The 25,727-nt window shown below is 70.5% G+C and carries 28 protein-coding genes; 19 read left to right on the top strand and 9 right to left on the bottom strand.

Going from position 1 to position 25,727, the window contains the following annotated elements:
• Positions 1-297: 297 nt before the first annotated feature.
• Complete coding sequence (locus tag QO011_RS30915; RefSeq protein WP_307281083.1) at positions 298-1,089, top strand: hypothetical protein; 792 nt, start codon at positions 298-300, stop codon at positions 1,087-1,089.
• A gap of 60 nt (positions 1,090-1,149) precedes the next feature.
• Here the strand turns inward: QO011_RS30915 and QO011_RS30920 are convergent, their stop codons facing one another.
• Entirely contained in the window at positions 1,150-2,016 is an 867-nt protein-coding gene (locus tag QO011_RS30920; protein ID WP_307281085.1) for a LysR family transcriptional regulator, read from the bottom strand.
• A gap of 122 nt (positions 2,017-2,138) precedes the next feature.
• Between QO011_RS30920 and QO011_RS30925 the strand changes: the two genes are divergently transcribed.
• Entirely contained in the window at positions 2,139-3,122 is a 984-nt protein-coding gene (locus tag QO011_RS30925; RefSeq protein ID WP_307281088.1) for a nitrilase family protein, read from the top strand.
• A 167-nt stretch (positions 3,123-3,289) separates the two neighbouring features.
• Here QO011_RS30925 and QO011_RS30930 read toward each other — a convergent pair whose 3' ends face one another.
• Both QO011_RS30930 and QO011_RS30935 read right to left on the bottom strand, forming a co-directional pair.
• Positions 3,290-3,580, bottom strand: a complete 291-nt coding sequence (locus QO011_RS30930) for a hypothetical protein (protein WP_307281090.1) — start codon at positions 3,578-3,580, stop codon at positions 3,290-3,292.
• A gap of 317 nt (positions 3,581-3,897) precedes the next feature.
• Complete coding sequence (locus QO011_RS30935; protein ID WP_307281092.1) at positions 3,898-4,305, bottom strand: host attachment family protein; 408 nt, start codon at positions 4,303-4,305, stop codon at positions 3,898-3,900.
• 154 nt (positions 4,306-4,459) lie between these two features.
• Here QO011_RS30935 and QO011_RS30940 point away from each other — a divergent pair, with 154 nt between their 5' ends.
• Positions 4,460-4,690 carry a BrnA antitoxin family protein gene (locus QO011_RS30940; RefSeq protein WP_307281094.1) on the top strand — a complete coding sequence of 77 codons (231 nt, stop codon included), beginning with the start codon at positions 4,460-4,462 and terminating at the stop codon, positions 4,688-4,690.
• Positions 4,691-4,720: 30 nt separating this feature from the next.
• Complete coding sequence (locus QO011_RS30945; RefSeq protein WP_307281097.1) at positions 4,721-5,152, top strand: cupin domain-containing protein; 432 nt, start codon at positions 4,721-4,723, stop codon at positions 5,150-5,152.
• Here QO011_RS30945 and QO011_RS30950 read toward each other — a convergent pair.
• Complete coding sequence (locus QO011_RS30950; RefSeq protein ID WP_307281100.1) at positions 5,142-6,131, bottom strand: AraC family transcriptional regulator; 990 nt, start codon at positions 6,129-6,131, stop codon at positions 5,142-5,144. The two genes, QO011_RS30945 and QO011_RS30950, sit on opposite strands and share 11 nt — an antisense overlap.
• Before the next feature lie 15 nt (positions 6,132-6,146).
• Between QO011_RS30950 and QO011_RS30955 the strand changes: the two genes are divergently transcribed.
• Positions 6,147-6,872 (top strand): NADPH-dependent F420 reductase, encoded by a 726-nt coding sequence (locus QO011_RS30955; protein WP_370882035.1) that lies wholly within the window; start codon positions 6,147-6,149, stop codon positions 6,870-6,872.
• A gap of 1 nt (position 6,873) precedes the next feature.
• The gene (locus QO011_RS30960) at positions 6,874-7,617 is read left to right on the top strand and encodes an SDR family oxidoreductase (RefSeq protein ID WP_307281106.1); all 744 of its coding nucleotides are present in this window, start codon (positions 6,874-6,876) and stop codon (positions 7,615-7,617) included.
• A gap of 52 nt (positions 7,618-7,669) precedes the next feature.
• Here QO011_RS30960 and QO011_RS30965 read toward each other — a convergent pair whose 3' ends face one another.
• A complete protein-coding gene (locus QO011_RS30965) occupies positions 7,670-8,311 on the bottom strand; it encodes a hypothetical protein (protein ID WP_307281108.1) in 642 nt (213 codons plus the stop codon).
• 180 nt (positions 8,312-8,491) lie between these two features.
• On the opposite strand from QO011_RS30965, the gene QO011_RS30970 reads away from it, so the two are divergent.
• The 9 genes from QO011_RS30970 (at position 8,492) to QO011_RS31010 (ending at position 17,758) form a co-directional block, all read left to right on the top strand.
• Complete coding sequence (locus QO011_RS30970) at positions 8,492-8,785, top strand: GYD domain-containing protein (protein WP_307281110.1); 294 nt, start codon at positions 8,492-8,494, stop codon at positions 8,783-8,785.
• A gap of 311 nt (positions 8,786-9,096) precedes the next feature.
• The gene (locus tag QO011_RS30975) at positions 9,097-9,480 is read left to right on the top strand and encodes a cupin domain-containing protein (RefSeq protein ID WP_307281113.1); all 384 of its coding nucleotides are present in this window, start codon (positions 9,097-9,099) and stop codon (positions 9,478-9,480) included.
• Positions 9,481-9,570: 90 nt separating this feature from the next.
• The gene (locus tag QO011_RS30980; RefSeq protein ID WP_307281114.1) at positions 9,571-10,563 is read left to right on the top strand and encodes an aldo/keto reductase; all 993 of its coding nucleotides are present in this window, start codon (positions 9,571-9,573) and stop codon (positions 10,561-10,563) included.
• 71 nt (positions 10,564-10,634) lie between these two features.
• Positions 10,635-11,693, top strand: coding sequence for an NAD(P)-dependent alcohol dehydrogenase (locus QO011_RS30985; RefSeq protein ID WP_307281117.1), 1,059 nt, complete (start codon positions 10,635-10,637; stop codon positions 11,691-11,693).
• 82 nt (positions 11,694-11,775) lie between these two features.
• Entirely contained in the window at positions 11,776-13,008 is a 1,233-nt protein-coding gene (locus QO011_RS30990) for a (R)-mandelonitrile lyase (RefSeq protein WP_307281120.1), read from the top strand.
• A gap of 102 nt (positions 13,009-13,110) precedes the next feature.
• A complete protein-coding gene (gene paoA, locus QO011_RS30995; protein WP_307281122.1) occupies positions 13,111-13,764 on the top strand; it encodes an aldehyde dehydrogenase iron-sulfur subunit PaoA in 654 nt (217 codons plus the stop codon).
• Complete coding sequence (locus QO011_RS31000; protein WP_307281125.1) at positions 13,761-14,711, top strand: FAD binding domain-containing protein; 951 nt, start codon at positions 13,761-13,763, stop codon at positions 14,709-14,711. Before paoA ends, QO011_RS31000 begins: the two co-directional genes overlap by 4 nt.
• A 3-nt stretch (positions 14,712-14,714) precedes the next feature.
• Entirely contained in the window at positions 14,715-16,919 is a 2,205-nt protein-coding gene (gene paoC, locus QO011_RS31005) for an aldehyde oxidoreductase molybdenum-binding subunit PaoC (protein WP_307281128.1), read from the top strand.
• A 107-nt stretch (positions 16,920-17,026) separates the two neighbouring features.
• Positions 17,027-17,758, top strand: a complete 732-nt coding sequence (locus tag QO011_RS31010; RefSeq protein ID WP_307281131.1) for a RibD family protein — start codon at positions 17,027-17,029, stop codon at positions 17,756-17,758.
• Between the two features lie 36 nt (positions 17,759-17,794).
• Here the strand turns inward: QO011_RS31010 and QO011_RS31015 are convergent, their stop codons facing one another.
• Positions 17,795-19,333: a Fic family protein gene (locus QO011_RS31015; protein WP_307281133.1), complete on the bottom strand. Its 1,539-nt coding sequence runs from the start codon at positions 19,331-19,333 to the stop codon at positions 17,795-17,797.
• Between the two features lie 217 nt (positions 19,334-19,550).
• Between QO011_RS31015 and QO011_RS31020 the strand changes: the two genes are divergently transcribed.
• The 4 genes from QO011_RS31020 to QO011_RS31035 are packed head-to-tail and all read left to right on the top strand — an operon-like array spanning position 19,551 to position 22,184.
• Positions 19,551-20,003: a MarR family winged helix-turn-helix transcriptional regulator gene (locus tag QO011_RS31020; protein ID WP_307281136.1), complete on the top strand. Its 453-nt coding sequence runs from the start codon at positions 19,551-19,553 to the stop codon at positions 20,001-20,003.
• 48 nt (positions 20,004-20,051) lie between these two features.
• A complete protein-coding gene (locus tag QO011_RS31025) occupies positions 20,052-20,618 on the top strand; it encodes an isochorismatase family protein (protein ID WP_307281139.1) in 567 nt (188 codons plus the stop codon).
• A 1-nt stretch (position 20,619) separates the two neighbouring features.
• Positions 20,620-20,949: a hypothetical protein gene (locus tag QO011_RS31030; protein ID WP_307281142.1), complete on the top strand. Its 330-nt coding sequence runs from the start codon at positions 20,620-20,622 to the stop codon at positions 20,947-20,949.
• Positions 20,946-22,184: an MFS transporter gene (locus QO011_RS31035; protein ID WP_307281145.1), complete on the top strand. Its 1,239-nt coding sequence runs from the start codon at positions 20,946-20,948 to the stop codon at positions 22,182-22,184. The genes QO011_RS31030 and QO011_RS31035 overlap by 4 nt, the downstream gene beginning before the upstream one ends.
• A 127-nt stretch (positions 22,185-22,311) precedes the next feature.
• On the opposite strand, the gene QO011_RS31040 is transcribed toward QO011_RS31035, so the two are convergent.
• The 3 genes from QO011_RS31040 to QO011_RS31050 form a co-directional block, all read right to left on the bottom strand.
• The gene (locus tag QO011_RS31040; protein ID WP_307281148.1) at positions 22,312-23,286 is read right to left on the bottom strand and encodes a branched-chain amino acid ABC transporter permease; all 975 of its coding nucleotides are present in this window, start codon (positions 23,284-23,286) and stop codon (positions 22,312-22,314) included.
• A complete protein-coding gene (locus QO011_RS31045; RefSeq protein ID WP_307281151.1) occupies positions 23,286-24,173 on the bottom strand; it encodes a branched-chain amino acid ABC transporter permease in 888 nt (295 codons plus the stop codon). Before QO011_RS31045 ends, QO011_RS31040 begins: the two co-directional genes overlap by 1 nt.
• 336 nt (positions 24,174-24,509) lie before the next feature.
• Positions 24,510-25,709 carry an ABC transporter substrate-binding protein gene (locus tag QO011_RS31050; protein ID WP_307281154.1) on the bottom strand — a complete coding sequence of 400 codons (1,200 nt, stop codon included), beginning with the start codon at positions 25,707-25,709 and terminating at the stop codon, positions 24,510-24,512.
• Between the last annotated feature and the right edge of the window lie 18 nt (positions 25,710-25,727).

Here is a 25,727-nt window from a genome sequence, read left to right on the forward strand (position 1 = left end):
CGGCCGGTGACGCGCCCTCCAGGCAGGGAGGCCGCCCCCCGCGTCATTGCAGCACATCAGCGTGGAAAGAGGAAGCAAATCCTAAATCTCGGGCGGCGGGCCGATCGACGCGCGGGATCAGCGTGGTCTTCGGGGGTGCGGCGCTCCGGTGCGGCGGCCGCGGCGAGGATCCGCTCCTGCGCCTGCTGCGCTTCTTGCCGGAGGTGCTGTGGGGCAGATACCGATTGTGCTTGCGCCGGGGCTCATTGTCCTCTCCTCTCCCCGGGGGGCGAGGACGGCCTTGGGGCGAGGTGCGGCATGGCGGAGACGGACGGACCGGCAGCGGTTTTCCGACCCCTGATCGGGCAATACGCTTGGTCGGTCCGGCGCAGCCACGGCAGCCACTTCTTCATCGAGTTCGGCGCGCCGCGGCTGGAGATCCGTGATCCGGTCGAGCCGACGGGACCGCGGATGCCCGAGGTCGATGAGCTTGTGCGCCGGCGCCGGGTGTCGGCGACGGGATCCTGGTCTCTGCTCGTCCTGGACTGCGACTGGCGGGTCGAAGCCGGAGGCCGTAGCCTCACGCATCTCGAAGAGGATGTCCGGTTGGTCGAGGCGGTCTTTGCCCAGCTCGACGGTCAGATCCTCGTTACTGTCGAGACCTCTGGCGTGCTGTCGTTCGATCTCGGCGGCCGGCTTTCCATGGACCGTTCGACGGAGGATTGGGTCGGGGGCGAGGACGATCTATGGTCGCTACGGAACCCTGACGGCAGCGAGATCTCGTGCACGAATGCTGGCCAGTTGGTCCATTCGCCCGCTCGAACTGGTGCCTTGGGCGGCGCACCGCTATCGGCCGCCATGACCATCGAGGAGATCGACGCGATCCTCTACCGCGACTGGGACCCGATCGGCGCGGAGGGGTTGCCAGCCGACGAATATACCCAGTATGCGACTGCCCTCTGGAGCATGCTCCATCGAAATCTCGTGCCCGGGGATCTCGCGCGCTATCTCGGCAGCATCAGGGTGCATCACATGCGGTTGCCCGCGGATCCACAGCGCGATACCGCGGCGGCGTTGCAGATCCATCGTCGCTGGACGGGAAGAGCCTGAGCGGGCCCGAAATACGCAAGACCGAGGATATTCCTCGTCCGACTGCGCAACCCGTTGCCTTTACGCCGCCCCTTCGAAGATGGCCCGGTCGGCGTGGTAGAGCGCCTTCAGATAGTCCATCACCACCCGGAAGCGGGGCAGGCGGGCGAGGTCGCGGCGGGTCATCAGCCAGACCTCGCGCGGCGGCGGTGTCGCACCCAGGGGCAGGGCCTGGAGCCCGCTGCCATGGGCGAGGTAGTGCGGCAACAGCGCGACGCCGCCGCCGCTCATCGCCACGGCGCGCTGGGAGAGCTGGTTGTTGCTGCGGAAACAGACCGTCGCCTCCGGAAAATGCTGCGCCAGCCAGGCGCCCTCGGCGGCGGTGCCGTCCTTGTCGAAGCCGATCAGGCGCAGCGCGCCGCCGGCCTCCAGCGCCGCGCGCACCGCCGGCGCCGCATAGAAGCCGTAGCCGATATCGGTGAGATGGGCGCCGACGAGCTCGGTGTCGCCAGGGCGCCCGAGGCGCACGGCGATATCGGCTTCCCGCTGCGCCAGGCTGAGGATGCGCGTGTCGGCCAGCAGCGTCACCTCCAGCCCGGGATGGCGGTCGAGCAGGCCGGCCAGCCGCGCGGCGAGATAGCCGTTGGCCATGGCCCGGGCCGTGGTCAGGCGCACCGCCCCGCCGGTCTCGGCGCCGGCATCGGCGAGGCGCCGCACCGCCAGCGCCGCCTCGTCCATGGCCTGCGCCTGCGCCAGCACGGCCTGGCCGGCGGCCGTCAGGTGCAGGCCGGACGCATCGCGGTCGAACAGCGGGCGGCCGAGGCCCTTCTCGAAGGCGGCGAGCCGGCGCGACACCGTGGCATGGTTGACGCCCATGCTCCGCGCCGCCGCCGCGAGCGTGCCGTGCCGCGCCACGGCCAGGAAGACGCGCAGGTCGTCCCAGTTCATCGCCCGTGCAAATTCCAACAGCCGCCGTGCATCGCGTGTGAATTCCTGCGCGTCGGCCGGCACGCTATCGAGGCTCGGGACGCGGCGCAATCGCCCGTCCGGCAAGCCGAAGGAGACCCGCCATGGCCAGCCTGCGCTGCGGCAGCGTGCAGTTCCGACACCGCGCCGACGACAAGGCCTACAATCTCGCCAGGATCGCCGCCTTCGCCGCCGAGGCGGCCACGAAGGGCGTGCGCATCCTCGCCTTCCCGGAAATGTGCATCACCGGCTACTGGCACGTGCGCAATCTCGGCCGCGATGCCCTGGAGGCGCTGGCCGAGCCGGTGCCGGACGGGCCGTCGATCCAGGCCGTGGCGGCGCTGGCGCGGACCCACGGCATGGCGATCGGCGCCGGGCTGATCGAGCGCGGCGCCGACGGCCGGCTGTTCAACAGCTATGCTGTCTGCCTCCCCGACGGCACGGTGCATTGCCATCGCAAGCTGCACGCCTTCGAGAGCCCGCATATTGCGAGCGGCGACAGCTACACCGTATTCGCAACGCCCTTCGGCGTGCGCGCCGGCATCCTGATCTGCTGGGACAACAACCTGGTCGAGAACGCCCGGGCGACGGCTCTGCTCGGCGCCGACGTCCTGATCGCCCCCCACCAGACCGGCGGCTGCGCCTCGCGCAGCCCGCACGCCATGGGCCTGATCGACCCGGCCCTCTGGGCGCGGCGCGAAGAGGACCCGGCGGCGATCGAGGCCGAGTTCCGCGGGCCGAAGGGCCGGGAATGGCTGCTGCGCTGGCTTCCCGCCCGCGCCCATGACAACGGCCTGTTCCTCCTGTTCAGCAACGGCGTCGGCGAGGACGACGGCGAGGTGCGCACCGGCAACGCCATGATCCTCGACCCCTATGGCCGCATCCTGGCCGAGACCTCGGCGCCGGCCGACCGGCTAGTGGTCGCCGACCTCGACCTCGAGCTCCTGCCGCTCTCGACCGGGCGGCGCTGGATCCGCGGCCGCCGCCCCGAGCTCTACGGCCTGCTCACCCGGCGCCTCGGCCATGAGGTCGATCCGCGGCAGGCGCGCTTCTCCACCGCGGCGGTGGAGCAGCCGGCGTTCCCGTGAACCGTGTCGCCCCGGGCCGGCGTGTCGGTGGCGAGCTTCGGGAGCCGGCCGTCATCGGCCCTGATCTCCGGGCGTGTCGGCCGGGCGGGCCAATGCCCGGCCGACGGGGCCGCGGCGTTCGGCAGGTTCTCTCGAACCTGCCGATACTTTGGTCTCCCGGCAGCCGCTCAGGCCGCCTTGCCGATCACCACGACGACGTCGGTGTCCTCGCGCGGATGGGGCACCAGCCGGTTGTGCTTCTCGTCGGTCCAGCCGGCGAGCTTGACGACCCGGCCGGTCTCCATGCCGTCGACATGGGCCTCGGCCGGCTCGACGATGGCGAGGCCGCTGCCGTCGAGGAAGAAGGTGTGGTCGCCGAAGAGCTCGACGAACTGGCGTTGCGCCGGATGGTCCGGCGGCACGGGCTGGGCATCGATCTGGCCGAGGGTCCGGTCGATGCGGACGGGGCTGAGCTTCATCGTAGGGTCCTTTCGATTGGGTGCTCCACGTCGCGGCGCGCACGCGCCGCGGACCGTTCGGGTCTGCCACCTTCGAAGTGGTCCGGGCCTGGCCGTGCCTCCTCACGGCCGATCGGGCCTCCGCATGGGGAGGCGGGGCGGGCGGACGCGTCGGACGGGCGTGGCGGGCCTCGACACGGCCCCCTGAATCACCTGCGGCCGCTCATCCCTGTGCGGCGGCCACCGATCCGACGCAGGCGATGATGCTGCCGAAATCGGGTCATCGTCGGGTGGCGATGCGGTGGTTCCGTGACATCACGGCGGCAGCGATGTGCGGCTCAGCTGCTCAGTGCCCGCTCGATCTCGGCCACGGGATGGGAGGTCAGCTCCTTCGGCAGCTCGGCGCGCACCCGGTCCGCCACGCATTTGTGCATCGCCTTGCGCAAGCTGCCGAGCACGCGGGGCGCGGCGACCACCACGAGGTCGGCGAAGGCATTGTCGTGCGCCCGGCGGTAGAGGTGCTCGGCCACCTCGGCTGCGAAGCGCTCCTCCGCCTGCCGCGTGTCGGGCAGCGCGGGCGTCGCGCCCGGCATGGCCGTCGCCTCGGCTTGCGCCGCCGCCGGCTCCATCACGCTTTCGATCGCGAGCTTCGGGACCATGGCGCTGCCGCGGTTGCGGAAGAACAGCGCCTTGGCGCCGTCGCCGATCAGGACGAGGGCGTCTTTCGGGATGCGGATATCGGTCATGTCGCTCCTTTCGTGGGATGGCCGGACAACGACCGCAGGCGCGGCCGGGTTCCTGCCGGACGGGCCGGCAGGGGCTCGCCTGACGCGGACGAACCTGTCAGGATCGGGCGGCGGCCGGGACATGCCCGGCGCAGCGACGGACGGAGGAGACGGAATGGCCACGGGCCGGACGAGACGACCGCAGGACCCCTTTGCCGCCGCGCAGGCCGTGTTCTCACCGGCGCCGGCCCCGCGGCCGCCGGAGCCCCAGCGCGCCGCCGTGCCTGTCGTGAAGGAGACCGTGACGCTGCGCATCGACAGCGACGTGCTCGCCGTCTTCCAGGAGGACGGCCCCGGCTGGCAGGATCGCATCAACGCCGCGCTGCGCAAGGCCACGGGCCTGTAGGCGGCCGATCCATCCCCATCGAGAGAACCCATGAGAATCGCTGCCTGCATCGCCGCCGCCGGCCTCGCCCTTCTCGCCGCCGGCGCCCGCGCCGAGGAGAGCGCCGCCGTCAAGCCGGTCGTGGTCACGACCATCCTGTCCACCACCACGACGGCGGCCGGCCAGCCGATCCGGCTGCCCCAGGGCGACATCACGCTGTCGGTCTCGGACTACCGCATCGCGCCCGGCGCCCGGCTGCCGGTGCACATGCATCCCTTCCCGCGCTACGCCTACGTGCTCGAGGGCACCATCGCGGTGACGCTGCCCGACAGCGGGCAGCGTTTCGTCTATCACCAGGGCGACGTCATCGTCGAAGTGGTGGGGCTGTGGCACTATGGCGTGAACGAGGGCACGACCCCGGTGCGGCTGATCGTGTTCGATCAGGTGCCGGGCAACACGCCGGCCACCGTGCTCAAGCCCTGACCGGTCGCTCCGGCGATGGCTCATCGAGCGCCGGGCGCCTGAAGGCGCTCGGCGGCCGGCCCATGGCGCGCTTGAAGGCGCGGCTGAACGAGGCTTCGGATTCATAGCCGAGCCGCAGCGCCACCTCCGTCACCGTCAGCCGCTGGCGTCGCAGCCACAGGCCGGCGACATGCATGCGCCAGCGCGCGAGGTAGCGGGCCGGCGAGACGCCGACCACCGCGGTGAAGCGCTCGGAGAAGGCCGAGCGCGAGCATCGCGCCACCTGCGCCAGGGCGGCGACCGACCAGGGCTGCTCGGGCTTGCGGTGGATCGCCGCCAGGGCGCGGCCGATCCTCGGGTCGCGAATGGCGGCCAGCCAGCCGGTCGGCTCGCCGCATTGCGCCTCGACCCAGGCCCGCACGATGCGGGCGATCACCAGATCGGCGAGGCGGGTCAGCACCGTGGCCGCGCCGATGCGCTGCCCCAGCACTTCCTCGGCCATCAGCGTCAGAAGCGCGGGCAGCGTCGCATCGCTTCCTGCGTCGGCACATATGCGCAGATAGGACGGCATCAGCCCCAGCAGCGGATGGACCGAGGGCTCCTCGAAGCCGACCGTGCCGCAGAACAGCACCGCGCCCGGGCCGGTGCCGTCGGCGAGGCGGTAGGTCCGATCGCCGATGGTCTCCAGCGGAAAATCGTCGATCGGCCGGGTCGGCCGCTCCGGCCGATCGGCCAGGGCATGGCCGGTGCCGCGCGGCAGCAGCACGACGTCGCCGACGTCGAGCCGGATCCACGGCCCCTCGGGCGTGCGCAGCCAGCACTCGCCGTCGACGACGAAGTGGAACCGCGCCGCCTGCGCCGGCGGGAATTCCAGGCCCCAGGGGCGTCCGAGCTCGCAGCGGCCATAGGCCACGCCGGACAGGCGCAGGTCCTGCAGCACCTGGCTGAGCGGATCGGCCGGCAGTCCGCCGGCCACGGTCTCGGACGAACGGTCAAGCATTTCGGCGAAACTATCATGGAACGAACGCCCGTCCACGGTCCTAATGCCGTCCATCAGCCTCGTGCGGGGGTTCGGAGGGACATCATGAAGATCGGCATCATCGGCACCGGCCACATGGGTCGTGCGCTCGGCACCGGCTGGGCCCGCAGCGGCCATGCCGTGCTGTTCGGCTCGCGCGACCGTGCCAAGGCCGAGAGCGCGGCGGCGGCCGCGCCCTCGGCCCGGGCCGGCAGCTTCGCCGAGGCGGCGGCCTTCGGCGAGGTCGTGCTCTACACGGTCCGCGACGTGCTGCCCTCCGCCCTGCTCGGGCGCGCCGACGCCCTCGACGGCCGGGTCGTCATCGACTGCAACAACCGTACGCTCGGTGACGACGGCAACCCCTCGCTGTTCCGCTTCGACCGGCCGCTGCCCGAGCGCTCCTCCGCCGAGATCATCGCCGAGGATTGCCCGGGCGCCCGGGTGGTCAAGGCCTTCAACACCATCCCGAGCCCGGTGATCGAGCTGCCGCGCGAGCGCCTCGCGTCGCACGGCGTCTCGGTCTTCGTCGGCGCCGACGATGCCGGCGCCAAGGCCGTCGTCATCGGCCTCGCCGAGGAGCTCGGTTTCATCGGCGTCGACGCAGGCGGACTGGCGCACGCCCATCTCGTGGAGGCCGCGGCGGATCTGCTGCGCCTCGAGATCGGACCGCTCGGCCGCGGCCCCTACGCCACCCTGTCGCTGCACGTGCTGCCGGAGGCCTGACATGCCTGCGCAGGAGGCCACCACCCCGTCCGACCTCGCCGGGCAGGTCGTCGCCGTCGTCGGCGCCAGCTCCGGCATCGGCCTCGCCGCCGTCCGCGCCGCGGCAGGGCGCGGCGCCCGCGTCGTGATGCTCGCCCGCTCGGCGGCGCAGCTGCAGGAGGCGGCGCGCGGCATCGCCGGCGACGTCCAGGCCGTGGCGATGGACATGCTGGACCGATCCGCCGTCGAGCGCGCCATCGGCGGTCTCGCCCGGCTCGACCATCTCGTGCTCACCGCCGTGGCCGACGAGCTCGCCCGCCGCGCGCCCGTCGCGGCGCTGACCGATGCGCAGGTCGAGCGCAGCTTCGACAGGCTGCGCGGCTATATCTGCGCGGTGCGCGCGGCGGCGCCACGCCTCGCCGGGCGGGGCTCGATCACCATGGTGAACGGCGCCTCGGCGGTGAAGCCGCCGCGCCAGGGCTTCTCGCTGCTGGCCGCCGAGAACGCCTCGATCCTCGGCTTCGGCCGGGCGCTCGCCCTGGAGCTGTCGCCGCAGCGGGTCAACGTGGTGATGGCCGGCGTGGTCGACACGCCGATCCATGCCGGGCGTCGCGAGCAGGTGCGGGCCTGGGCCGAGTCGGAGGACCTGCCGGCCCGACGCTTCGGCCAGCCCGATGACCTCGCCCAGGCCATCCTGTTCCTGATGACCAATCCCTACAGCACCGGCGCGGTGCTGACGGTCGATGGCGGCCTGACCGCAACCTGACGGGCTCGGCGGCTGAACGGGAAGGGGGCGACGGTCATCGCCGCTCCGCCTCTCACGGCCGCTCGGCCGTGAAGCTCGCCGTCTGCGTCTTGTCCTCGGTGTTGGCCGGCGTGCCCGGCTCGGTGGTCACGGTGATGCGGTCGCCGTCGATCGCCACCGTGCCGTTCCAGCGGTCGCCCAGGGCGAGGCTGCGCAGGTTGGTCAGGGCGATGCGGTCGTAGCGCTTGCCGTCATTGTCGAAGCCGGGGGCGATCGCCGCGTCCATCACGTGCAGCGTGTAGAACATGCCCGAGCCGCCGCCGGAGAAGGCGGAGACGGCGATGAGAAGCTTGTCCTTGGTCGTGCCGACGAAGCGGTAGCTGCTGGTCTCGTCGAGCTTGGTGTCCTCGTCGTGCCGCACCTGGGTGCGCCAGCCCTCGCGCGTCGTCACGTCGGCGAAGTAGAGATTGCTGCCGATCGCGGCCCGCAGGTCGACGGTCAGCCAGATCGCGCCGGAATCGGCGAGGTCGCCGTCGCCGAAATCGCGGAACACCTGCGGCGGCACGGGCTGGCCGTCGAGGGTGAAGCTCTTGCGCAGCTCGCCCAGCCGCGCTTCGGACGAGGCCTCGCCGGCGCCGGCCGGCGGGCCGGCGAGCAGCATTGCCGCCAGCGCCGGGACGGCGGCGAAGCGGGCGAAGGGCGTGGGCAGCGGCATGGCCGGATCTCCAGGGAACTTCAGCTCAGCCGGCGGGGGTGGACCGGGCTGTGCGGTTTCGCACCGCCCCGCCCGGGCGTGCTAGAATGGGGGCACGTCCGACGGGCCGCCCGCGCGGCGGCGCGGCGCCATCGCCGGCCCGACAGCCCAGGGGCCGTCGGGCCATCGGGAGGAGCCGCCATGACCACCTATATCATGCTCGCCACCTGGACCGACCAAGGCGCTCGCAGCGCCAGGGACTCGCCCGCCCGCCTCGACAAGGCGCGCCAGCTGCTGAAGGAGATGGGCGGCGACTTCAAGCTCTTCTACCTCACCATGGGCCAGTACGACTTCGTCGCGGTCTACGAGGCCCCGGACGATGCCGTCGCCGCCCGCTTCAACCTGCAGCTCGGCATGCTCGGCAATGTCCGCACCCAGACGCTGAAGGCGTTCCCGGAGGCGGCCTATCGCGAGATCATGCGCGGGATCGGCTAGAGCATTTTCCGGCGAAGCGGCACTCGGTCCGCGTCGAGGAAATGCGTAAAAACAATGAGATAGAGAGCGTGATCGATTCAACGCGAAGCGATCACGCTCCAGCCGGCGTCGGCGGATGCCGCCGCTTCCGGAGAGCTTGCCGGCGCGGGCGCCGGCCATCGGCCTCCATGCCCGGCATTCATGAGCCAGCATCATAGGTCCATGCGGACTTCGCCGTCTAATCGCCTGCCGCGCTGGCCGCTACATTCAGGGCCAGCAGCAATGACAGGACCGCCCGGCGGAGGCATCCGCCGGATGGAGAAAACCCGACCATGGACATCGAGGCAAGCGCAGACCCCGCCCTGGCCGGACCGGCCGAGCGGCCTGCCGGCAGCATCGGCATCGAGCGCACGCTCCAGGCTCCGTCCCGGGCCCGGGACGCCCGCATGACCTTCGAGCCCGGCAGCCGCACGGGATGGCAGGCCCATCCTGTCGGGCAGACCCTGATCGTCACCGCCGGATCCGGCCGGGTGCAGCGCTGGGCGGCGCCCGTCGAGGCGGTGCAGCCGGGCGACGCGCTGTGGATCGCGCCGGGCGAGCGGCACTGGCTCGGCGCCGCGGCCGGGGAGGCCGTGACGTTCGCCGTCGTGCGCCGGCGCCGCGACACCGGCGCGGAGATGGACGGCGGCGACGAGGCTGCGGCACAGGCCGCCTGACCGCGCGGCACGCACCACGAGCCTGCCCACCCGGCACCCGGCGGTGCCGCCGGGGGCGGGCCCTCCGACATGATCGACAGGAGAAACCCGATGCAGAAGCGCAAACTCGGACAAGGCGGTCTCGTCGTCTCGGCCATCGGCCTCGGCTGCATGGGCATGAGCTTCGGCTATGGCCCGGCCGTCGACAAGCAGGCCGGGATCGCGCTGATCCGCGCCGCCGTCGAGCGCGGCGTCACCTTCTTCGACACCGCCGAGGTCTACGGCCCGTTCGCGAACGAGGAGCTGGTCGGCGAGGCTCTCGCACCCGTCCGGCAGCAGGTGGTGATCGCCACCAAGTTCGGGTTCAGGTTCGATCCGCAGACGAACAAGCAAGCCGGGCTCGACAGCCGGCCGGAGCACATCAAGGCGGTCGCGGAAGCCTCGCTGAAGCGGCTGCGGACCGACGTCATCGACCTGTTCTACCAGCACCGCGTCGACCCCGACGTGCCGATCGAGGACGTGGCGGGCGCCGTCAAGGACCTGATCCAGGACGGCAAGGTTCGGCATTTCGGCCTGTCCGAGGCCGGCGCGCAGACCATCCGGCGGGCCCATGCCGTCCAGCCGGTCGTCGCCCTGCAGAGCGAATATTCGCTGTGGTGGCGCGAGCCGGAGCAGGAGATCCTGCCGACGCTGGAGGAGCTCGGCATCGGCTTCGTCCCCTTCAGCCCGCTGGGCAAGGGCTTCCTCACCGGCGCGATCAGCGAGACCACGACCTTCGACAGCAGCGATTTCCGCAACATCGTTCCCCGCTTCTCGCCGGAGGCCCGCAAGGCCAACCAGGCCCTGGTCGATCTCCTCGGCCAGATCGCCGCGAAGAAGCAGGTGACGCCGGCGCAGATCGCGCTCGCCTGGCTGCTGGCGCAGAAGCCGTGGATCGTGCCGATCCCCGGCACCACCAAGCTGCACCGCCTGGAGGAGAATGTCGGCGCGGCGGCGGTCGAGCTCACGCCCGAGGATCTCGGCGAGATCGAGGGCGCCCTCGCCCAGGTGGCGGTGCAGGGCGCCCGCTATCCCGAACATCTGCAGCGCCTGGTCGGCCGCTGAGCCGGCCGGCGGCACCCACACCGCCGGTCCCGTCCCCATCGATAGGCAACCCTTTCCAGCGAGGTCACGACATGAAGACGCTCGGTTATGCCGCGCAATCGGCGGACAGCCCCCTCACGCCGTTCGCCTTCGAGCGGCGCGCGCTGCGCCCCAACGACGTGGCAATGGAGGTGCTCTACACCGGCATCTGCCACACCGACCTCCACCAGGCCCGCAACGACTGGGGCTGGAGCAAGTACCCCATCGTTCCCGGCCACGGGATCGTCGGCCGCGTCACCGGCGTCGGCCACGAGGTCACCCGCTACAAGGTCGGCGACCATGTGGCGGTCGGCTGCATGGTCGATTCCTGCCAGCAATGCGACCAGTGCCGGCGGGGCGAGGAGCAGCTCTGCCGCAAGGGCAACACCCAGACCTACAACGACCGCGACCGCATCACCTGCGAGCCGACCTATGGCGGCTATTCCAAGCATCTCGTCGTGCGCGAGGAGTTCGCGCTGCGGGTGCCGGATGGGCTCGACCTGTCGAAGACCGCGCCGCTCCTGTGCGCCGGCATCACCACCTATTCGCCGCTGCGCACCTGGAATGTCGGCCCGGGCAGCCGCGTCGGCGTGGTCGGCCTCGGCGGGCTCGGCCATATGGCGGTCAAGCTCGCGGCCGGCCTCGGCGCCGACGTGACCGTCATGAGCCGGTCCAGGGACAAGGAGGCCGACGCGCTGGCGCTCGGCGCCGACCGTCTCCTCGTCTCGTCCGACGCGGCGGCGATGGCCGAGGCCGCGAACGGGTTCGACCTCATCATCGACACGGTTCCGGTCAAGCACGACATCAACCCCTACCTGCCGCTGCTGGACGTCGACGGCACGCTGGTGCTCGTCGGGCAGGTCGGGCCGCTGGCGGAGCCGAGCACCGTGCCCCTGCTGCTGGGGCGCCGCCGCATCGCCGGCTCGCCGATCGGCGGCATCGCCGAGACCCAGGAGATGCTCGATTTCTGCGCCCGCAAAAACATCCTGCCGGATTGCGAGATGATCCGGATGGATGAGATCAACGGGGCCTTCGAGCGGCTGGAGCGCGCCGACGTCCGCTACCGCTTCGTCATCGACATGGCGTCGCTGTCCGCACCGGCGGACGCGTGATCAACCACGAGAACCGGGGCGGGACGCTGTCGTCCCGCTCCGGCAGGCGCGACGACATCCGGACCGATTGGAGAGACGAACGATGAGACTGCCCGCAGCCATGGTTGCCGCCCTGTCCCTGGCCAATCCGGCCGAGGCGGAGCAGAAGCCGACGCCCGAGCGCGTGGCCCCGCCCATCGTGCGCGAGATCACGCCGGCGCTCGGCGACTACACCGATGCCGTCCTCTTCGGCGACGTCTGGAAGCGCCCCGAGCTCAGCCCCCGGGACCGCAGCCTCGTCACCGTCGCCGCGCTCATCGCCGGCGGGCACACCGCCCAGATGACCGGCCATGTCAACCGCGCCCTCGACAACGGCGTCAAGCCCGGCGAGATCGCGGCGATCATCACCCACCTCGCCTTCTACGCCGGCTGGCCGCGCGCCATGTCGGCCGTCGGCATCGCCAAGGAGGTGTTCGCGCAGCGCGGGGTCGGGCCCGGCCAGCTCGCATCCGCCCCCGGCGCACCTCTGCCGGTCGACGCGGCCAGCGAGGCCAAGCGTGTGGCCGCTGTCGAGGCCCAGGCCGGCGCCGTCACGCCGGCTCTCGCGCACTACACCAACAGCGTCCTGTTCGGCGACCTGTGGCGGCGCGCCGACCTCGCGCCGCGAGACCGCAGCCTGGTGACGATCGTCGCCCTGATCGTCGGCGGCCAGGTCGACCAGCTGCCGTTTCATCTGAACCGGGGTATGGACAACGGCCTGACCCGGACACAGGTGTCTGAGGTGATCACGCATCTGGCCTTCTATGCCGGCTGGCCTCGGGCGATGTCCGCCATCCCCGTGGCCAAGACGGTGTTCGAGGCGCGCACGGCCACGACGGGCGAGGCCGCCAAGTCCGACGATCAAGGAGCAAAGACAGTGGAAATCCTGCGCAAGGGTTCACAGCCGCCCACCCAGGGATCGGCCGACTATTTCACCGGCTCGGTCCGGGTCGACTCGCGCTTCCAGCGCGACGCGCCGGCGCGGATCGGCGGCGCGTTCGTCACCTTCGAGCCTGGCGCCCGCACCGCCTGGCACACCCATCCGCTCGGCCAGACCTTGATCGTCACCGCCGGCAGCGGCTGGGTGCAGCGCGAGGGTGGCCCGATCGAGGCGATCAACGTCGGCGACATCGTCTGGATCCCGCCGGGCCTGAAGCATTGGCACGGCGCCACGGCGAGCTTGGACATGACCCATGTTGCCATCGCCGAGGCGCTCGACGGCAAGGCCGTCGACTGGCTGGAGCAGGTGTCCGACGAGCAATACGGACAGGCTGCGCCCGGCCCGAGCGGCGGCTGAGCGGCGTCCCGGGATCGTCTCGAGTCTGTTGCATCGGCGCTGACCGGCTGCTGTCCCACGGGGCCGCCGACCTGATGGCGCTGCAGCACGAAAGGATCGGATATGCAAAGTTCCCCTGAACTCGAACTGTCCCGGCGCGACCTGCTGGTCAGCGCGGCCGCCTCCGTGGCGGCGACGGCAGCGCCGTCCGCGGCCAACGCGCAGGCGCCCACTGCCGTCACGCCCTCAGTGTCGGGGGCGCCGGTCATGTCGAAGGTATCCTTCACCGTGAACGGGCGTGTCCGGGCGCTCGAGCTCGACACGCGCACCAGCCTGCTCGACGTGCTGCGCGAGCATCTCCACCTCACCGGCACCAAGAAGGGGTGCGATCACGGCCAATGCGGCGCCTGCACCGTGACCGTCGACGGCCGGCGCATCAATTCCTGCCTGACGCTCGCCGTGATGCACGAAGGCGACAGCATCACCACCATCGAGGGGCTGGGCACGCCGGGACACCTCCACCCGATGCAGGCCGCCTTCGTCAGGCATGACGGCTACCAGTGCGGCTATTGCACGCCGGGGCAGATCTGCTCGGCCGTGGCGGTGCTGGACGAGATCAAGGCCGGCATCCCCAGCCATGTCAGCGCCGACCTCATCGCGACGCCGGCGGTGACGGAAGCCGAGATCCGCGAGCGCATGAGCGGCAATATCTGTCGTTGCGGCGCCTACTCCAACATTGTCGAGGCGATCGTCGAGGTCGCAGGGAGGAAGGCATGAAGTCCTTCACCTATGAGCGCGCCCGCACGCCTGCCGAGGCCGCCTCGGCCGTGGCCCGCACCGAGGGCGCCAGGTTCATCGCCGGCGGCACCAACCTCCTCGACCTGATGAAGCTCGAGATCGAGACGCCGACCCATCTCGTCGACGTCAACGGCCTCAGGCTCGACACGATCGAGCCGACGCCCGAGGGCGGCCTGCGCATCGGCGCCCTGGTGCGCAACACCGATCTCGCCGCCGATCCGCGGGTGCGGCGCGACTATGCGCTCCTGTCGCGCGCGCTGCTCGCCGGCGCCTCCGGCCAGCTGCGCAACAAGGCGACCACCGCGGGCAATCTGCTCCAGCGCACCCGCTGCCCCTATTTCTACGACACCAACCAGCCCTGCAACAAACGCCGGCCCGGCAGCGGCTGCGCCGCCATCGGCGGCTTCAGCCGGCCGCTGGCGGTGATCGGCGTCAGCGACGCCTGCATCGCCACCCATCCCAGCGACATGGCGGTGGCGATGCGAGCGCTCGATGCCGTGGTGGAGACGGTCAGGTCCGACGGCACGACCCGGCGCATCCCGATCGCCGAGTTCCACCGGCTGCCGGCGCAGACGCCGCATGTCGAGACCGCGCTGGAGCCGGGCGAGCTGATCACGGCGGTGACGTTGCCGAGGCCCCTCGGCGGCCGCCAGATCTACCGCAAGGTGCGCGACCGCGCCTCCTATGCCTTCGCGCTGGTCTCGGTCGGCGCGGTGGTCCAGCCCGACGGGACCGGGCGCGTCGCCATGGGCGGCCTCGCCCACAAGCCCTGGCGGGTCGAGGCGGCGGAGGCCGAGCTGCCGCGCGGCGCCGCGGCCGTCGCGGCGAAGCTCCTCGCCGGCGCCAGGCCGACTGAGGAGAACGCCTTCAAGCTGGTGCTGGCCGAGCGCACGCTCCAGGCGGTGCTGACCGAGGCGAGGAGCTGAGCCATGCGATTCGACACGCCCGCCACCACCAATCCGATCGATCAGCTCAAGATCATCGGCAAGCCCACCGACCGCATCGACGGCCCGCTCAAGACCACGGGCACCGCGCCCTATGCCTATGAGCGGCACGACGCCGTGCCGGACCCGGCCTATGGCGCCGTCGTCGGCGCCGCCATCGCCAAGGGCCGGATCGCCGCCATCGATCTCGCCGACGCCAAGGCTGCGCCCGGCGTGCTCGCCATCGTCACGGCCGAGACGGCCGGCGCGCTCGCCAAGGGCCGGTTCAACGTCGCCAGGCTGCTCGGCGGCCCCGAGATCGAGCACTACCACCAGGCGATTGCCGTCGTCGTGGCGCAGACCTTCGAGCAGGCGCGCGCGGCGGCCGCGCTGGTGCGCGTCACCTATGAGCCGGCCGAGGGGCGCTTTGACCTCGCGGCGGAGAAGGACGCCGGCAAGCCCGTCGCCGGCTTCGGCGGCCCGGCCGACACCAAGGTCGGCGACTTCGCCGGCGCCTTCGCCGCGGCGCCGGTGCAGCTCGACGCCACCTATGCGACGCCTGACCAGGCGCATGCGATGATGGAGCCGCACGCCTCGACCGCCGCCTGGGACGGCGACCGGCTGACGCTCTGGACCTCGAACCAGATGATCGACTGGAACACCGGCGACCTCGCCCGCACCCTCGGCATCGCCAAGGACAAGGTCCGCCTGGTCTCGCCCTTCATCGGCGGCGGCTTCGGCAGCAAGCTGTTCCTGCGTGCCGATGCGCTCCTCGCCGCGATTGGCGCCCGCGCCGCCGGCCGGCCGGTGAAGCTGGCGCTGACGCGGCCCTTCATCTTCAACAACACCACGCACCGGCCGGCCACGATCCAGCGCGTCCGCATCGGCGCGACCCCGGACGGCCGGATCACCGCGCTCGCCCATGAGAGCTGGTCGGGCAACCTGCCGGGCGGGGGACCGGAGGCGGCGGTCTTCCAGACGCGCCTGCTCTATGCCGCCGCCAACCGCCTGACCGCGACGCGCGTGGCCGAGCTCGACCTGCCGGAAGGCAATGCCATGCGCGCGCCAGGCGAGGCGCCGGGCCTGATGGCGCTGGAGATCGCCATGGACGAGATGGCGGAGAAGCTCGGGCTCGACCCCATCGAGTTCCGCATCCGCAACGACACCCAGGTCGACCCGGAGGATCCCGGCCGGCCCTTTTCCCAGCGCCAGCTGGTCGAGTGCCTGCGCACCGGCGCCGAGCGCTTCGGCTGGAGCCGGCGCGCGACGCGGCCCGGCGGGATCCGCGACGGGCGCTGGCTGGTTGGCATGGGGGTCGCCGTGGCCTTCCGCAACAACCTCCTGACCAGGTCGGCGGCGCGGGTGCGGCTCGACGGCGCCGGCATGATCACGGTCGAGACCGACATGACCGACATCGGCACGGGCAGCTACACCATCATCGCCCAGACCGCGGCGGAGATGATGGGGGTGCCGCTGCACAAGGTGGCCGTGCGCCTCGGCGATTCCAGCTTTCCCGTCTCCGCCGGCTCGGGCGGGCAATGGGGCGCGAACAACGCCACATCGGGCGTCTATGCCGCCTGCGTCAAGCTGCGCGAGGCGGTGGCGCAGACGCTCGGCTTCAACTCGGCCGACGCGGTCTTTGCCGACGGCGAGGTCCGCGCCGGCAATCGCAGCGTGCCGCTGGCCGAAGCCGCGGGCGAGGCCGGCCTCGTCGCCGAGGACGCGATCGAGTATGGCGACCTCGGCAAGAAGTACCAGCAGTCGACCTTCGGCGCGCATTTCGTCGAGGCCGGCGTCGACGTCGCCACCGGCGAGATCCGGGTGCGGCGCATGCTGGCGGTGTGCGCGGCCGGGCGCATCCTCAACCCCAAATCGGCGCGCAGCCAGGTGATCGGCGCCATGACCATGGGCGTCGGCGCGGCGCTGATGGAGGAGCTCGCCGTCGACAGGCGCGCCGGCTTCTTCGTCAACCACGACCTCGCTGGCTACGAGGTGCCGGTCCATGCCGACATCCCGCACCAGGAGGTGGTCTTCCTCGACGAGACCGACCCGATGTCCTCGCCGATGAAGGCCAAGGGCGTCGGCGAGCTCGGCATCTGCGGCGTCGGGGCGGCGGTCGCCAATGCCGTCCACAATGCCACCGGCCTGCGCGTGCGCGACTATCCCGTCACGCTCGACAAGCTCATCGATCGCCTGCCGGCGGTGGGGTAAGCGCTTCGGCCGCGCCCGTCCGGCGATCCCGGGGGGCGCCGCCATTGCCGCGGCGAGCCGGCGGGCCATATTCAAGGGAGATGACGCCGGCAATCGAAGGAGCCCGCGTGCGGCCCAGGATCATCTGCCACATGGTGAGCTCGATCGACGGGCGCCTGCTCGTCGAGCGTTGGACGGCGCCGGCGGCAGGCATCGATCGCGCCCTGCTGCACCGGCACTACGAGGAGGTGGCGGCGCGGCTCGGCGGCGAGGGCTGGATCGTCGGCCGCAAGACCATGGAAGCCTATGCCAGGCGCACGACGGCGCGGCCGGCCAAGGCGGCCGGACCGCAGCGGCGCGACACCCATCTCGCCGACCGCCGAGGCCGCGACCTCGCCGTCGCCATCGATCCGCACGGCCGGCTGCACTACGGCCAGGGTCATGCCGGCGGCGACCATATCGTCGCGGTTCTCGGCGAGGACGTCCCGGACGCCTATCTCGCCGAGCTGCGCCAGGACGGCGTCTCCTACCTCTTCGCCGGTCCGGACGGCCACGACCTGCCTCTGGCGCTCGATATCCTCGGCGAGGCCTTCGGCGTCCGCACCCTGCTGCTCGAGGGCGGCGGCCGCATCAACGGCGCCTTCCTCGAGCAGCGCCTGATCGACGAGATCAGCCTGCTCGTCTATCCCGGCATCGACGGCCTGGCCGGCGCGCCGAGCATCTTCGACCATGCCGGCACTGCCGGCGAGCAGCCCGCGGACGGCCAGTCGCTGCGCCATCTCGCGACGGAGACGCTGGCGGGCGGCACCGTCTGGCTGCGCTACGGCGTGGAGGCGGCGCCGACGGATCGTTTGGCCTGAGCGGCGGACGTCGGCCCGTTCCGCCGCCTGTCGGCTTCAGCCGAAGGCCTTCCGGTAGATCTCCTCGACGCGTTCGACTTCCGGCGCGGTGAGCGCGCGAAACTCTGCCTCCCGGGCACGCTGCGAGAGCCTGCCGCCGTTCTGGCTGAGGAAGCGGAACAGCAGGTCGGCCATGCGGTCCGGCATGTCGACGATCCCGCCGATGGCGAGCCGGAATTCGTCATAGGCGCGGAGAAAGCGCGTTTCGGCCGGCAGATCCACCTCGATGGTGCGCTCGACGCAGGCATAGAGGAACTCGGCGTGCGGCGTCGCGTCGAAATAGCGATAGAAATCCGCGCTGTCGTCGAGAACACGGACGTTGCCGGCGTCGGTCGGCTGCCAGCGGATGACCGGGAGCAGGCGCGCCGAATAGCTCTCCAGCGTGCGCCGATAGTCGTCGATACGCTCCAGGATCGCCGCCGAAATCGGGAAGACGATACCGGGCGGGTTGAAGCCACGCTCGGCGAGGACGTGATGGATGAGATAGCGGTGCAGGCGCCCGTTCCCGTCCTCGAAGGGGTGGATGTAGACGAAGCCGAACGCCAGGACCGCCGCCGCGATGACGGGATCGAGCTCTGGCGCCACTGTTCGATCGAAGGCGGCGAGCCCGCCGATCAGGTCGCCGAGGTCCTCGGGCCGCGCGCTGACATGGTCGGGCAACGGCATGCCCGTCTCGCGGTCGTGCCCGCCGACGAATCCGCCCGCGAAGCGAAGGCCGAGATGCACGAAGCGGGCGTCGCCGATGACGATGCGCTGCAGCCGAAGCAGTTCGTCGAGATTGATCGGGCGTCGGCCCGCCTCGCCGATGGCGCGGCCCCAGCGCCGGATGCGGTCCTGCGGCGGATGCTGGCCTTCGATGGCAAAGCTCGACCGCGAGTCCTTCAAGAGGAGGAAGGCGGCCGTGCGGGCGAGCAGGTCGCCAGGGACGTCGGCAACGGCGGCGCGGGCCCGCTCCACGAAGTTGCGCGCATGGAAGGTCCGCAGGGCGGCGGTCGCGAACACCATCGGGCAGAACGCCGGCGTGCCGGGCAGGTTGTTCCTGACCCGGTGGCGGGGCGAGGCCGTGCCCTTCGCCGTCCACTGCAGATCGGGATCCACGACGGCGACGTAGGCCCCTTTCTCGGCGGGCGGCAGATCGAGCTCTTCCCCAAGCAGCCATTCATAGAGAAACCAGATGCGCCGCGCATAGGAACCGGTCGGGGTCGCACGGACGGTCGCTGCGATGGGCGCCGGCCCGGCGGCACGAAACAGGGTCTTGAGGACCAGGAGATCGAGCCCCTCGTATTTCAGGGCGAAGGTGAGATGGCCGGCAAGATCGGCGGCAGGGGCGTGGCGCGGCGTGTAGATGCGCCAGCCCTCGCGCTCGTAGACGCGATGATGCGCACCGACCGCGCACAGGGTACGGGGCCAGGGCACCGCAAGGCCGAATGCGCCGATCAAGGCGGCATACCCGGCCGGTATGGCCGGTTCGGGCAGCGGCTGGTCATGAAAAACCGTAACCGGGCCTGAAAACCTGTGCTGTGGAGATGCTTCCACGAAAAATCATGCCAACTTATGCGCTGGCCTCTGTATAACGTGAAAAATCAGAACAATCCATGAAAAACGATTAGAATATCCCTATGCTCGTGAATTTCAGTTCCGGGATGGCGCGGGGCGCTGCAGGGTAGGCTTCCAGAGGCTGGTTGATCGGATCAACAGGTAAACTGCAAAATTTACCTTTACAGTTTACCTGAACATGTGGCATCCATGTCTCATGCACACGCCCTCAGACGAGTCCCCCTCCGCACGCGCCTCCGCCTTGGCGGCCGAGCTCCGAGCCTTGGTCGGCAAGCTGAAGCGCCGGTTGCGCGAGCAGGCCGACGTTGGAGATCTGACGTTGTCCCAGGTGTCGGTGCTGCTTCGCCTCGAAAAGGACGGCGAGGCCACCACGTCGAGCCTCGCGCGCGCCGAGGGCATGCGCCCGCAATCCATGGCCACGGTCATCGCCGCGCTGGAGTCGGCGGGTCTGGTCAGCGGCGCGCCGGATCCGGCCGACGGGCGACAGACGCTCCTGTCGCTCACGGACGCCTGCCGCCAATGGATTCAGGAGGGGCGCGCGGCGCGGCAGGATTGGCTGTCGCGAAGACTCCAGGCGCGGCTTTCCAGCGACGAGATGGAAGTCCTCGCCACTGCGGTCGGACTGCTCAAACGGCTCGCCGACGACTGACCGACTCCCCTGATCTCGCCGAAAGCACGTCTCTCGAGAGGACATCACATGGCGCTGACGACCCTCGACCCGAACACCGCCCTGCTCGTCATCGACCTGCAGAAGGGCATTGTCGGCTCGCCCCTCGTCCATCCCATCGGCGCGGTCGTGGACCGCGCCCGGGCGCTGATCGGCGCCTTCCGTGAACGCGGCCTGCCGGTCGTGCTGATCAACGTCGCCGGCGGCGCGCCGGGCCGCACGGAGCAGCCGCCGCGTCACGGCGGCGCGCTTGCCGAGGGCTTCACCGACTTCATCCCTGAGCTCGACCGGCAGCCGGACGACATCGTCGTGACCAAACGGACCTGGGGGGCCTTCGCCAGCACGGACCTCGAGCAGCGGCTCAAGGCGGCGGGCGTCACCCAGGTAGTCGTCCTCGGCGTCGCCACCGGGACGGGCGTGGAGGCGACGGCACGCCAGGCCTACGAGCAGGGGTTCCACGTCACCCTCGCCATCGATGCCATGACCGACACCCGTCCCGTGGCTCACGACTACAGCATCAAGAACGTCTTCCCACGGCTGGGGGAGACGGGGACCAGTCAGGAGATCATCGATCTCCTCCGGACGAGGAGCGCCTGACATGCCGTGGCTTGATCCGGTGGCCTATGTCTTCGGCGGGGCGTTCCTGGCCAACGCCGTTCCGCACCTCGTCACCGGCATGACCGGCAGGCCGTTCCAGAGCCCGTTCGCCAAGCCGCCCGGGCAAGGCCTGTCCTCCTCGACCGTCAACGTGCTCTGGGGGTTCTTCAACCTCGTCGTCGGTTATCTCCTGGTTTGCCGTGTCGGCGATTTCGACCTGCGCGACGCCTCCGACGTCGTGGCGCTGGGGCTCGGCGTGCTGCTGCTGGCCCTCGTGTCGGCGCGGCATTTCGGCCGCTTCAACGGCGGGAACACGCCGGAGCGTTCATGAGGATCCCGGGCGTCTTTCGTTCGCTCAGGGGCTTCAACTACCGTCTGTGGGCCGCCGGCGCGCTCGTCTCCAATGTCGGGACGTGGATGCAGCGCATGGCCCAGGACTGGCTCGTGCTCACCCAGCTCACGCAGCACAGCGCCTCGGCCGTGGGCCTCGTCATGGCGCTCCAGTTCGGGCCGCAGCTTCTCCTCCTGCCTTGGACAGGCTTCGCCGCCGACCATTTCAACCAGCGCAGGCTGCTGATCGCGACCCAGGCGGCGTTGGGCGCCCTGGCCCTGATCCTGGGCGCCCTCACGGTCGCCGGCGTCGTCCAGCTCTGGCAGGTCGATGTCCTCGCCTTTCTTCAGGGCTGCGCCGCCGCGTTCGACGCGCCCGTGCGCCAGACCTTCGTCGCCGAGCTGGTCGGCGACGAGGACCTGCCGAACGCCGTCGCGCTCAACTCGACCTCTTTCAACGCGGCGCGGATGGTCGGCCCGGCGGTCGCCGGCGTGACCATCGCTGCGATCGGCACGGGCTGGGCTTTCGTGATCAACGGCGCCTCGTTTATCGCGGTGCTGATCTCGCTGTTCCGGCTGCGGGTCTGCGAGCTGCGTCCCAACCCGCGGGCGGCGCGCGCCAAAGGGAGCTTCCTGGAAGGCTTCCGCTACGTGCGGGGCCGCTCGGACCTCAAGACGATCCTGGTCATGCTGTTCCTGATCGGGACCTTCGGTCTGAACTTCCCGATCTTCACCTCGACCATGGCCGTCGGGGTGTTCCACGCGGACGCGCGCGCGTTCGGCCTCCTGTCGTCGATCATGGCCATCGGCACGATGTTGGGCGCCTTGATGGCCGCCGGCCGCGACAGGATCGGGTTCGGATCGCTCCTGCTGGGAGCCGGCGTCTTCGGGCTCGGCTGCACGCTCGGCGCCCTGGCGCCGAGCTATTGGCTCTTCGCCGGCGCTCTCGTCGTGATCGGCGTGGCCGCCCTGACCTTCACCAACGCGACCAACAGCCTGATGCAGCTCTCGACCGAGCCGTCCATGCGCGGGCGGGTGATGGCGCTTCGCATCGGCATAGCGCTCGGGGGCACGCCGATCGGCGCGCCGATCGTCGGATGGGTCGCCGACAATTTCGGCCCCCGCTGGGCGCTCGGCATCGGGGCGGCGTCGGGTTTCGCGGCCGCCATCGTCGCTGCCGGCTTCCTCGTCCGGCAATCCGGGCGCGCCGAAGCCGACAAGAGGCGGAGCGCGTGATCGATTCGATCTGCAGCGATCGCGCTCCGGAAGCCGGCACGGCCGCCTGCTCGCGGAACCCCGCAGATCTCCGGGCCGTCTCCATCGCGCGGCAGGAACGCTCGCCTGTCGTCGCGATGGCGCGCCCTCACCCCGCCCTTCCCAGGCGCCGCCAGATCTTGCCCGCCATCCCGGCGAGGCCTTGCCGGAACGCCAGCACGCAGACGACGAACACCACGCCCTGGGTCACCGTCACCCAGGAGCCGAGCGGGGCGAGATAGGTCTCCATCGCCACCACCACCACCGCGCCGGCCATCGGGCCGAGCACGGTGCCGACGCCGCCGACCAGGGCCATCAGCACCACCTCGCCGGACATGGTCCATTGCACGTCGGTGAGCGAGGCGAGCTGGAACACCAGCGCCTTGGTGGCGCCGGCCAGGCCCGCCAGCGTCGCCGACAGGGTGAACAGGATCAGCTTGAAGCGCTCGGGGTGGTAGCCGAGCGACAGCGCCCTCGGCTCGTTGTCGCGGATCGCCTTCATCACCTGGCCGAAGGGCGAATGGACGATGCGGTGGATGGCGATGAGGCCAGCGAGCACGATCGCCGCGACCAGCGCGTAGAGGACGCGGTCGTCCGACAGATCGATCAGGCCGAACAGCCGGCCGCGCGGCACGGCCTGGATGCCGTCCTCGCCGCCGGTGAACGGCGCCTGCAGGCAGAAGAAATACACCATCTGCGCCAGCGCCAGCGTGATCATGGCGAAGTAGATGCCCTGGCGCCGGATGGCCAGGCTCCCGACCACCAGGCCGAGCACCGTCGCCGTGAGCGTGCCGGCGAGGATGGCGAGCTCGGGCGTCAGCCCCCAGGTCTTGGCTGCATAGGCGCTGACATAGCTCGCCATGCCGAAGAAGGCGGCATGGCCGAAGGAGAGCAGCCCGCCATAGCCGAGCAGCAGGTTGAAGGCGCAGGCGAACAGGCCGAAGCACAGCACCTTCATCAGGAAGATGGGATAGAGCACGAAGGGCGCCGCGACGATGAGGACGAGCAGCGCCGCGAAGGCCGCGCGGTCGCCGGCGCCCTGGCGCCTGTCCGTCGCGGGGGAGGGGATCGCCGGAGCCGCCATCACGCCGTCCTCCCGAACAGGCCCGCCGGCCGCAGCAGCAGCACCAGCACCATGATGACGAAGATGATGGTCGAGGCCGCCTCGGGATAGAACACCTTGGTCAGGCCCTCGACCACGCCGAGGCCGAAGCCGGTGAGGATCGAGCCGAGGATCGAGCCCATGCCGCCGATCACCACCACGGCGAAGACCACGATGATGGTGTCGCCGCCCATGTTGGGATTGACGGAGTAGATCGGCGCCGCCAGCACGCCGGCGAAGGCGGCGAGGGCCACGCCGAAGCCGTAGGTCAGCGTCATCAGCCGCGGCACGTTGATGCCGAAGGCCTCCACCAGCTTCGGGTTCTCGGTCGCGGCGCGCAGGGTCGCGCCGAGCCGGGTCTTCTCGATGATCAGCCAGGTCGAGAGGCACAGCACCAGCGAGGCGGCCACCACGAAGCCGCGATAGACCGGCAGGAACATGAAGCCGAGGTTCCAGGCGCCGGTGAGCGCCGGCGGGATGGCGTAGGGCAGGCCGGAAATGCCGTACTGGTTGCGGAACAGGCCCTGGATGATCAGGGCGAGGCCGAAGGTCAGGAGCAGGCCGTAGAGATGGTCGAGCTGGTAGAGCCGGGCGATGAACAGCCGCTCGATCGCCATGCCGACCAGCCCCACCGCCAGCGGCGCCAGGATCAGCGCCGGCCAGAAGCCGATGCCGGCATAGGCGAGCAGCATCCAGGCGGCGAAGGCGCCCATCATGTACTGGGCGCCGTGGGTGAAGTTGATGATGTTGAGCAGGCCGAAGATCACCGCCAGGCCGAGGCTGAGCGTGGCATAGAACGAGCCGTTGATCAGCCCGAGCAGGAGCTGGCCGAGCAGCGCCTGCAGGGGAATGCCGAACAGCGTGAGCATCAGGGCCTCTCGGGTGACGTCATCGGCACGATTTCACGGACCACACAGGCTTTTCCACAACGCTCGAGCGTCATGGCCGGGCTTGACCCGGCCACCCACGCGAACGCCGCCAGATGTGCGATCGAGCGCGATTCTGCGCGAGGCCCCGCTCGTCCATCGTTCGTGCTCGCCGCCACCCCGACCCGCGGCCTTGTTCCCCAGCGTAGAGTTCGCGTGGATGGCCGGGTCAAGCCCGGCCATGACGCGCTGGGGTCGGGGCTGCGCCACGCAGTGTCGCCACTCCCGCGCTCCCTCATGACCGAGCTTCCAGGCGAAGCCCCTTCATCCCATTCACCGTCACTTCACCAGCGGGCAGCCGCCGTCGGCCATCGGCTTGAAGGCCTCGGCCGCGGGGATGGTGGCGAGCAGCTTGTAATAGTCCCACTCGCCCTTGGATTCCGCCGGCTTCTTCACCTCGAACAGGTACATGTCGTGGATGACGCGGCCGTCGGCGCGCACCTGGCCCTTGCCCATCAGCGGGTCGTCGGTCGGCATCTCCTTCATCTTGGCGATGACCTGAGCCGGGTCCTTGCTCTTCAGGGCGTCGATCGCTTTCAGATAGTGCAGCACGCCGGAATAGACGCCGGCATGCACCATGGTCGGCATCTTGCCGCCGCTCCGGGCGGCGAAGCGCTTGGACCATTCGCGGGTGCCGTCGTTGAGGTCCCAGTAGAAGGCCTCGGTCAGCACCAGGCCCTGCGCCGCCTGAAGGCCCAGGGCGTGCACGTCGCTGATGAAGATGAGGAGGCCGGCGAGACTCTGGCCGGCCTGGGTGATGCCGAACTCGGAGGCCTGCTTGATGGCGTTGATGGTGTCGCCGCCGGCATTGGCGAGGCCGATCACCTTGGCGCCGGAGGATTGCGCCTGGAGCAGGAAGGAGGAGAAGTCGCTGGCCGGGAAGGGCGTCTTGACCGAGCCAAGCACTTTGCCGCCCGCCGCGGTGACGATGGCGGTGGTGTTGTCCTCCAGCGACTTGCCGAAGGCGTAGTCGGCGGTGATGAAGAACCAGGTGTCGCCGCCGCGCTTGACCATGGCGCCGCCCGTGCCCTTGGCGAGGGCATAGGTGTCGTAGGTCCAGTGGATGGTGTTGGGCGAGCACTGCTTGCCGGTGAGGTCGGTGGCGCCGGCGCCGGAATCGATGAAGACCTTGTTCTTCTCCTTGGTGACCTGGCTGACGGCCAGCGCCACCGAGGAGGTCGGCACGTCGAGGATGGCGTCGACGCCGTCCTGGTCGTACCACTGCCGGGCGATGCCGGCGCCGATGTCGGGCTTGTTCTGGTGGTCGGCCGAGATGATCTCGACCTTGATGCCCTTCTCCGCCGCCTTGAAGTCCTCCACCGCCATCTGCGCGGCGATGACCGAGCCTTCGCCCGAGAGGTCGGCATAGACGCCGGAGCGGTCGTTGAGCACGCCGAGCTTCACCGCCACCTCGGCCTGCGCCAGGCCGGCGCTCGCCCCGAGGAGCGCCGCCGCGAGCAGGATGTGTCTGAAGTTCATGCCGTCCCTCCCATTGCC

This window comes from Labrys wisconsinensis, from assembly GCF_030814995.1.
In the GTDB taxonomy this organism is placed as follows: Bacteria; Pseudomonadota; Alphaproteobacteria; order Rhizobiales; family Labraceae; genus Labrys; species Labrys wisconsinensis.

Coding starts and splice junctions, on each gene's coding strand:
- QO011_RS30965 (WP_307281108.1), bottom strand. CDS start 8,311: ATGCCGCTGCCCACGCCCTTCGCCCGCTTCGCCGCCGTCCCGGCGCTG.
- QO011_RS30985 (WP_307281117.1), top strand. CDS start 10,635: ATGAAGACGCTCGGTTATGCCGCGCAATCGGCGGACAGCCCCCTCACG.
- QO011_RS30945 (WP_307281097.1), top strand. CDS start 4,721: ATGAGAATCGCTGCCTGCATCGCCGCCGCCGGCCTCGCCCTTCTCGCC.
- QO011_RS30940 (WP_307281094.1), top strand. CDS start 4,460: ATGGCCACGGGCCGGACGAGACGACCGCAGGACCCCTTTGCCGCCGCG.
- QO011_RS31045 (WP_307281151.1), bottom strand. CDS start 24,173: ATGCTCACGCTGTTCGGCATTCCCCTGCAGGCGCTGCTCGGCCAGCTC.
- QO011_RS30915 (WP_307281083.1), top strand. CDS start 298: ATGGCGGAGACGGACGGACCGGCAGCGGTTTTCCGACCCCTGATCGGG.
- QO011_RS30970 (WP_307281110.1), top strand. CDS start 8,492: ATGACCACCTATATCATGCTCGCCACCTGGACCGACCAAGGCGCTCGC.
- paoC (WP_307281128.1), top strand. CDS start 14,715: ATGCGATTCGACACGCCCGCCACCACCAATCCGATCGATCAGCTCAAG.
- QO011_RS31020 (WP_307281136.1), top strand. CDS start 19,551: ATGCACACGCCCTCAGACGAGTCCCCCTCCGCACGCGCCTCCGCCTTG.
- QO011_RS31030 (WP_307281142.1), top strand. CDS start 20,620: ATGCCGTGGCTTGATCCGGTGGCCTATGTCTTCGGCGGGGCGTTCCTG.
- QO011_RS31050 (WP_307281154.1), bottom strand. CDS start 25,709: ATGAACTTCAGACACATCCTGCTCGCGGCGGCGCTCCTCGGGGCGAGC.
- paoA (WP_307281122.1), top strand. CDS start 13,111: ATGCAAAGTTCCCCTGAACTCGAACTGTCCCGGCGCGACCTGCTGGTC.
- QO011_RS30925 (WP_307281088.1), top strand. CDS start 2,139: ATGGCCAGCCTGCGCTGCGGCAGCGTGCAGTTCCGACACCGCGCCGAC.
- QO011_RS30960 (WP_307281106.1), top strand. CDS start 6,874: ATGCCTGCGCAGGAGGCCACCACCCCGTCCGACCTCGCCGGGCAGGTC.
- QO011_RS30980 (WP_307281114.1), top strand. CDS start 9,571: ATGCAGAAGCGCAAACTCGGACAAGGCGGTCTCGTCGTCTCGGCCATC.
- QO011_RS30975 (WP_307281113.1), top strand. CDS start 9,097: ATGGACATCGAGGCAAGCGCAGACCCCGCCCTGGCCGGACCGGCCGAG.
- QO011_RS30930 (WP_307281090.1), bottom strand. CDS start 3,580: ATGAAGCTCAGCCCCGTCCGCATCGACCGGACCCTCGGCCAGATCGAT.
- QO011_RS31040 (WP_307281148.1), bottom strand. CDS start 23,286: ATGGCGGCTCCGGCGATCCCCTCCCCCGCGACGGACAGGCGCCAGGGC.
- QO011_RS30990 (WP_307281120.1), top strand. CDS start 11,776: ATGAGACTGCCCGCAGCCATGGTTGCCGCCCTGTCCCTGGCCAATCCG.
- QO011_RS30920 (WP_307281085.1), bottom strand. CDS start 2,016: ATGAACTGGGACGACCTGCGCGTCTTCCTGGCCGTGGCGCGGCACGGC.
- QO011_RS31025 (WP_307281139.1), top strand. CDS start 20,052: ATGGCGCTGACGACCCTCGACCCGAACACCGCCCTGCTCGTCATCGAC.
- QO011_RS30935 (WP_307281092.1), bottom strand. CDS start 4,305: ATGACCGATATCCGCATCCCGAAAGACGCCCTCGTCCTGATCGGCGAC.
- QO011_RS31000 (WP_307281125.1), top strand. CDS start 13,761: ATGAAGTCCTTCACCTATGAGCGCGCCCGCACGCCTGCCGAGGCCGCC.
- QO011_RS31035 (WP_307281145.1), top strand. CDS start 20,946: ATGAGGATCCCGGGCGTCTTTCGTTCGCTCAGGGGCTTCAACTACCGT.
- QO011_RS30950 (WP_307281100.1), bottom strand. CDS start 6,131: ATGCTTGACCGTTCGTCCGAGACCGTGGCCGGCGGACTGCCGGCCGAT.
- QO011_RS30955 (WP_370882035.1), top strand. CDS start 6,147: ATGGAACGAACGCCCGTCCACGGTCCTAATGCCGTCCATCAGCCTCGT.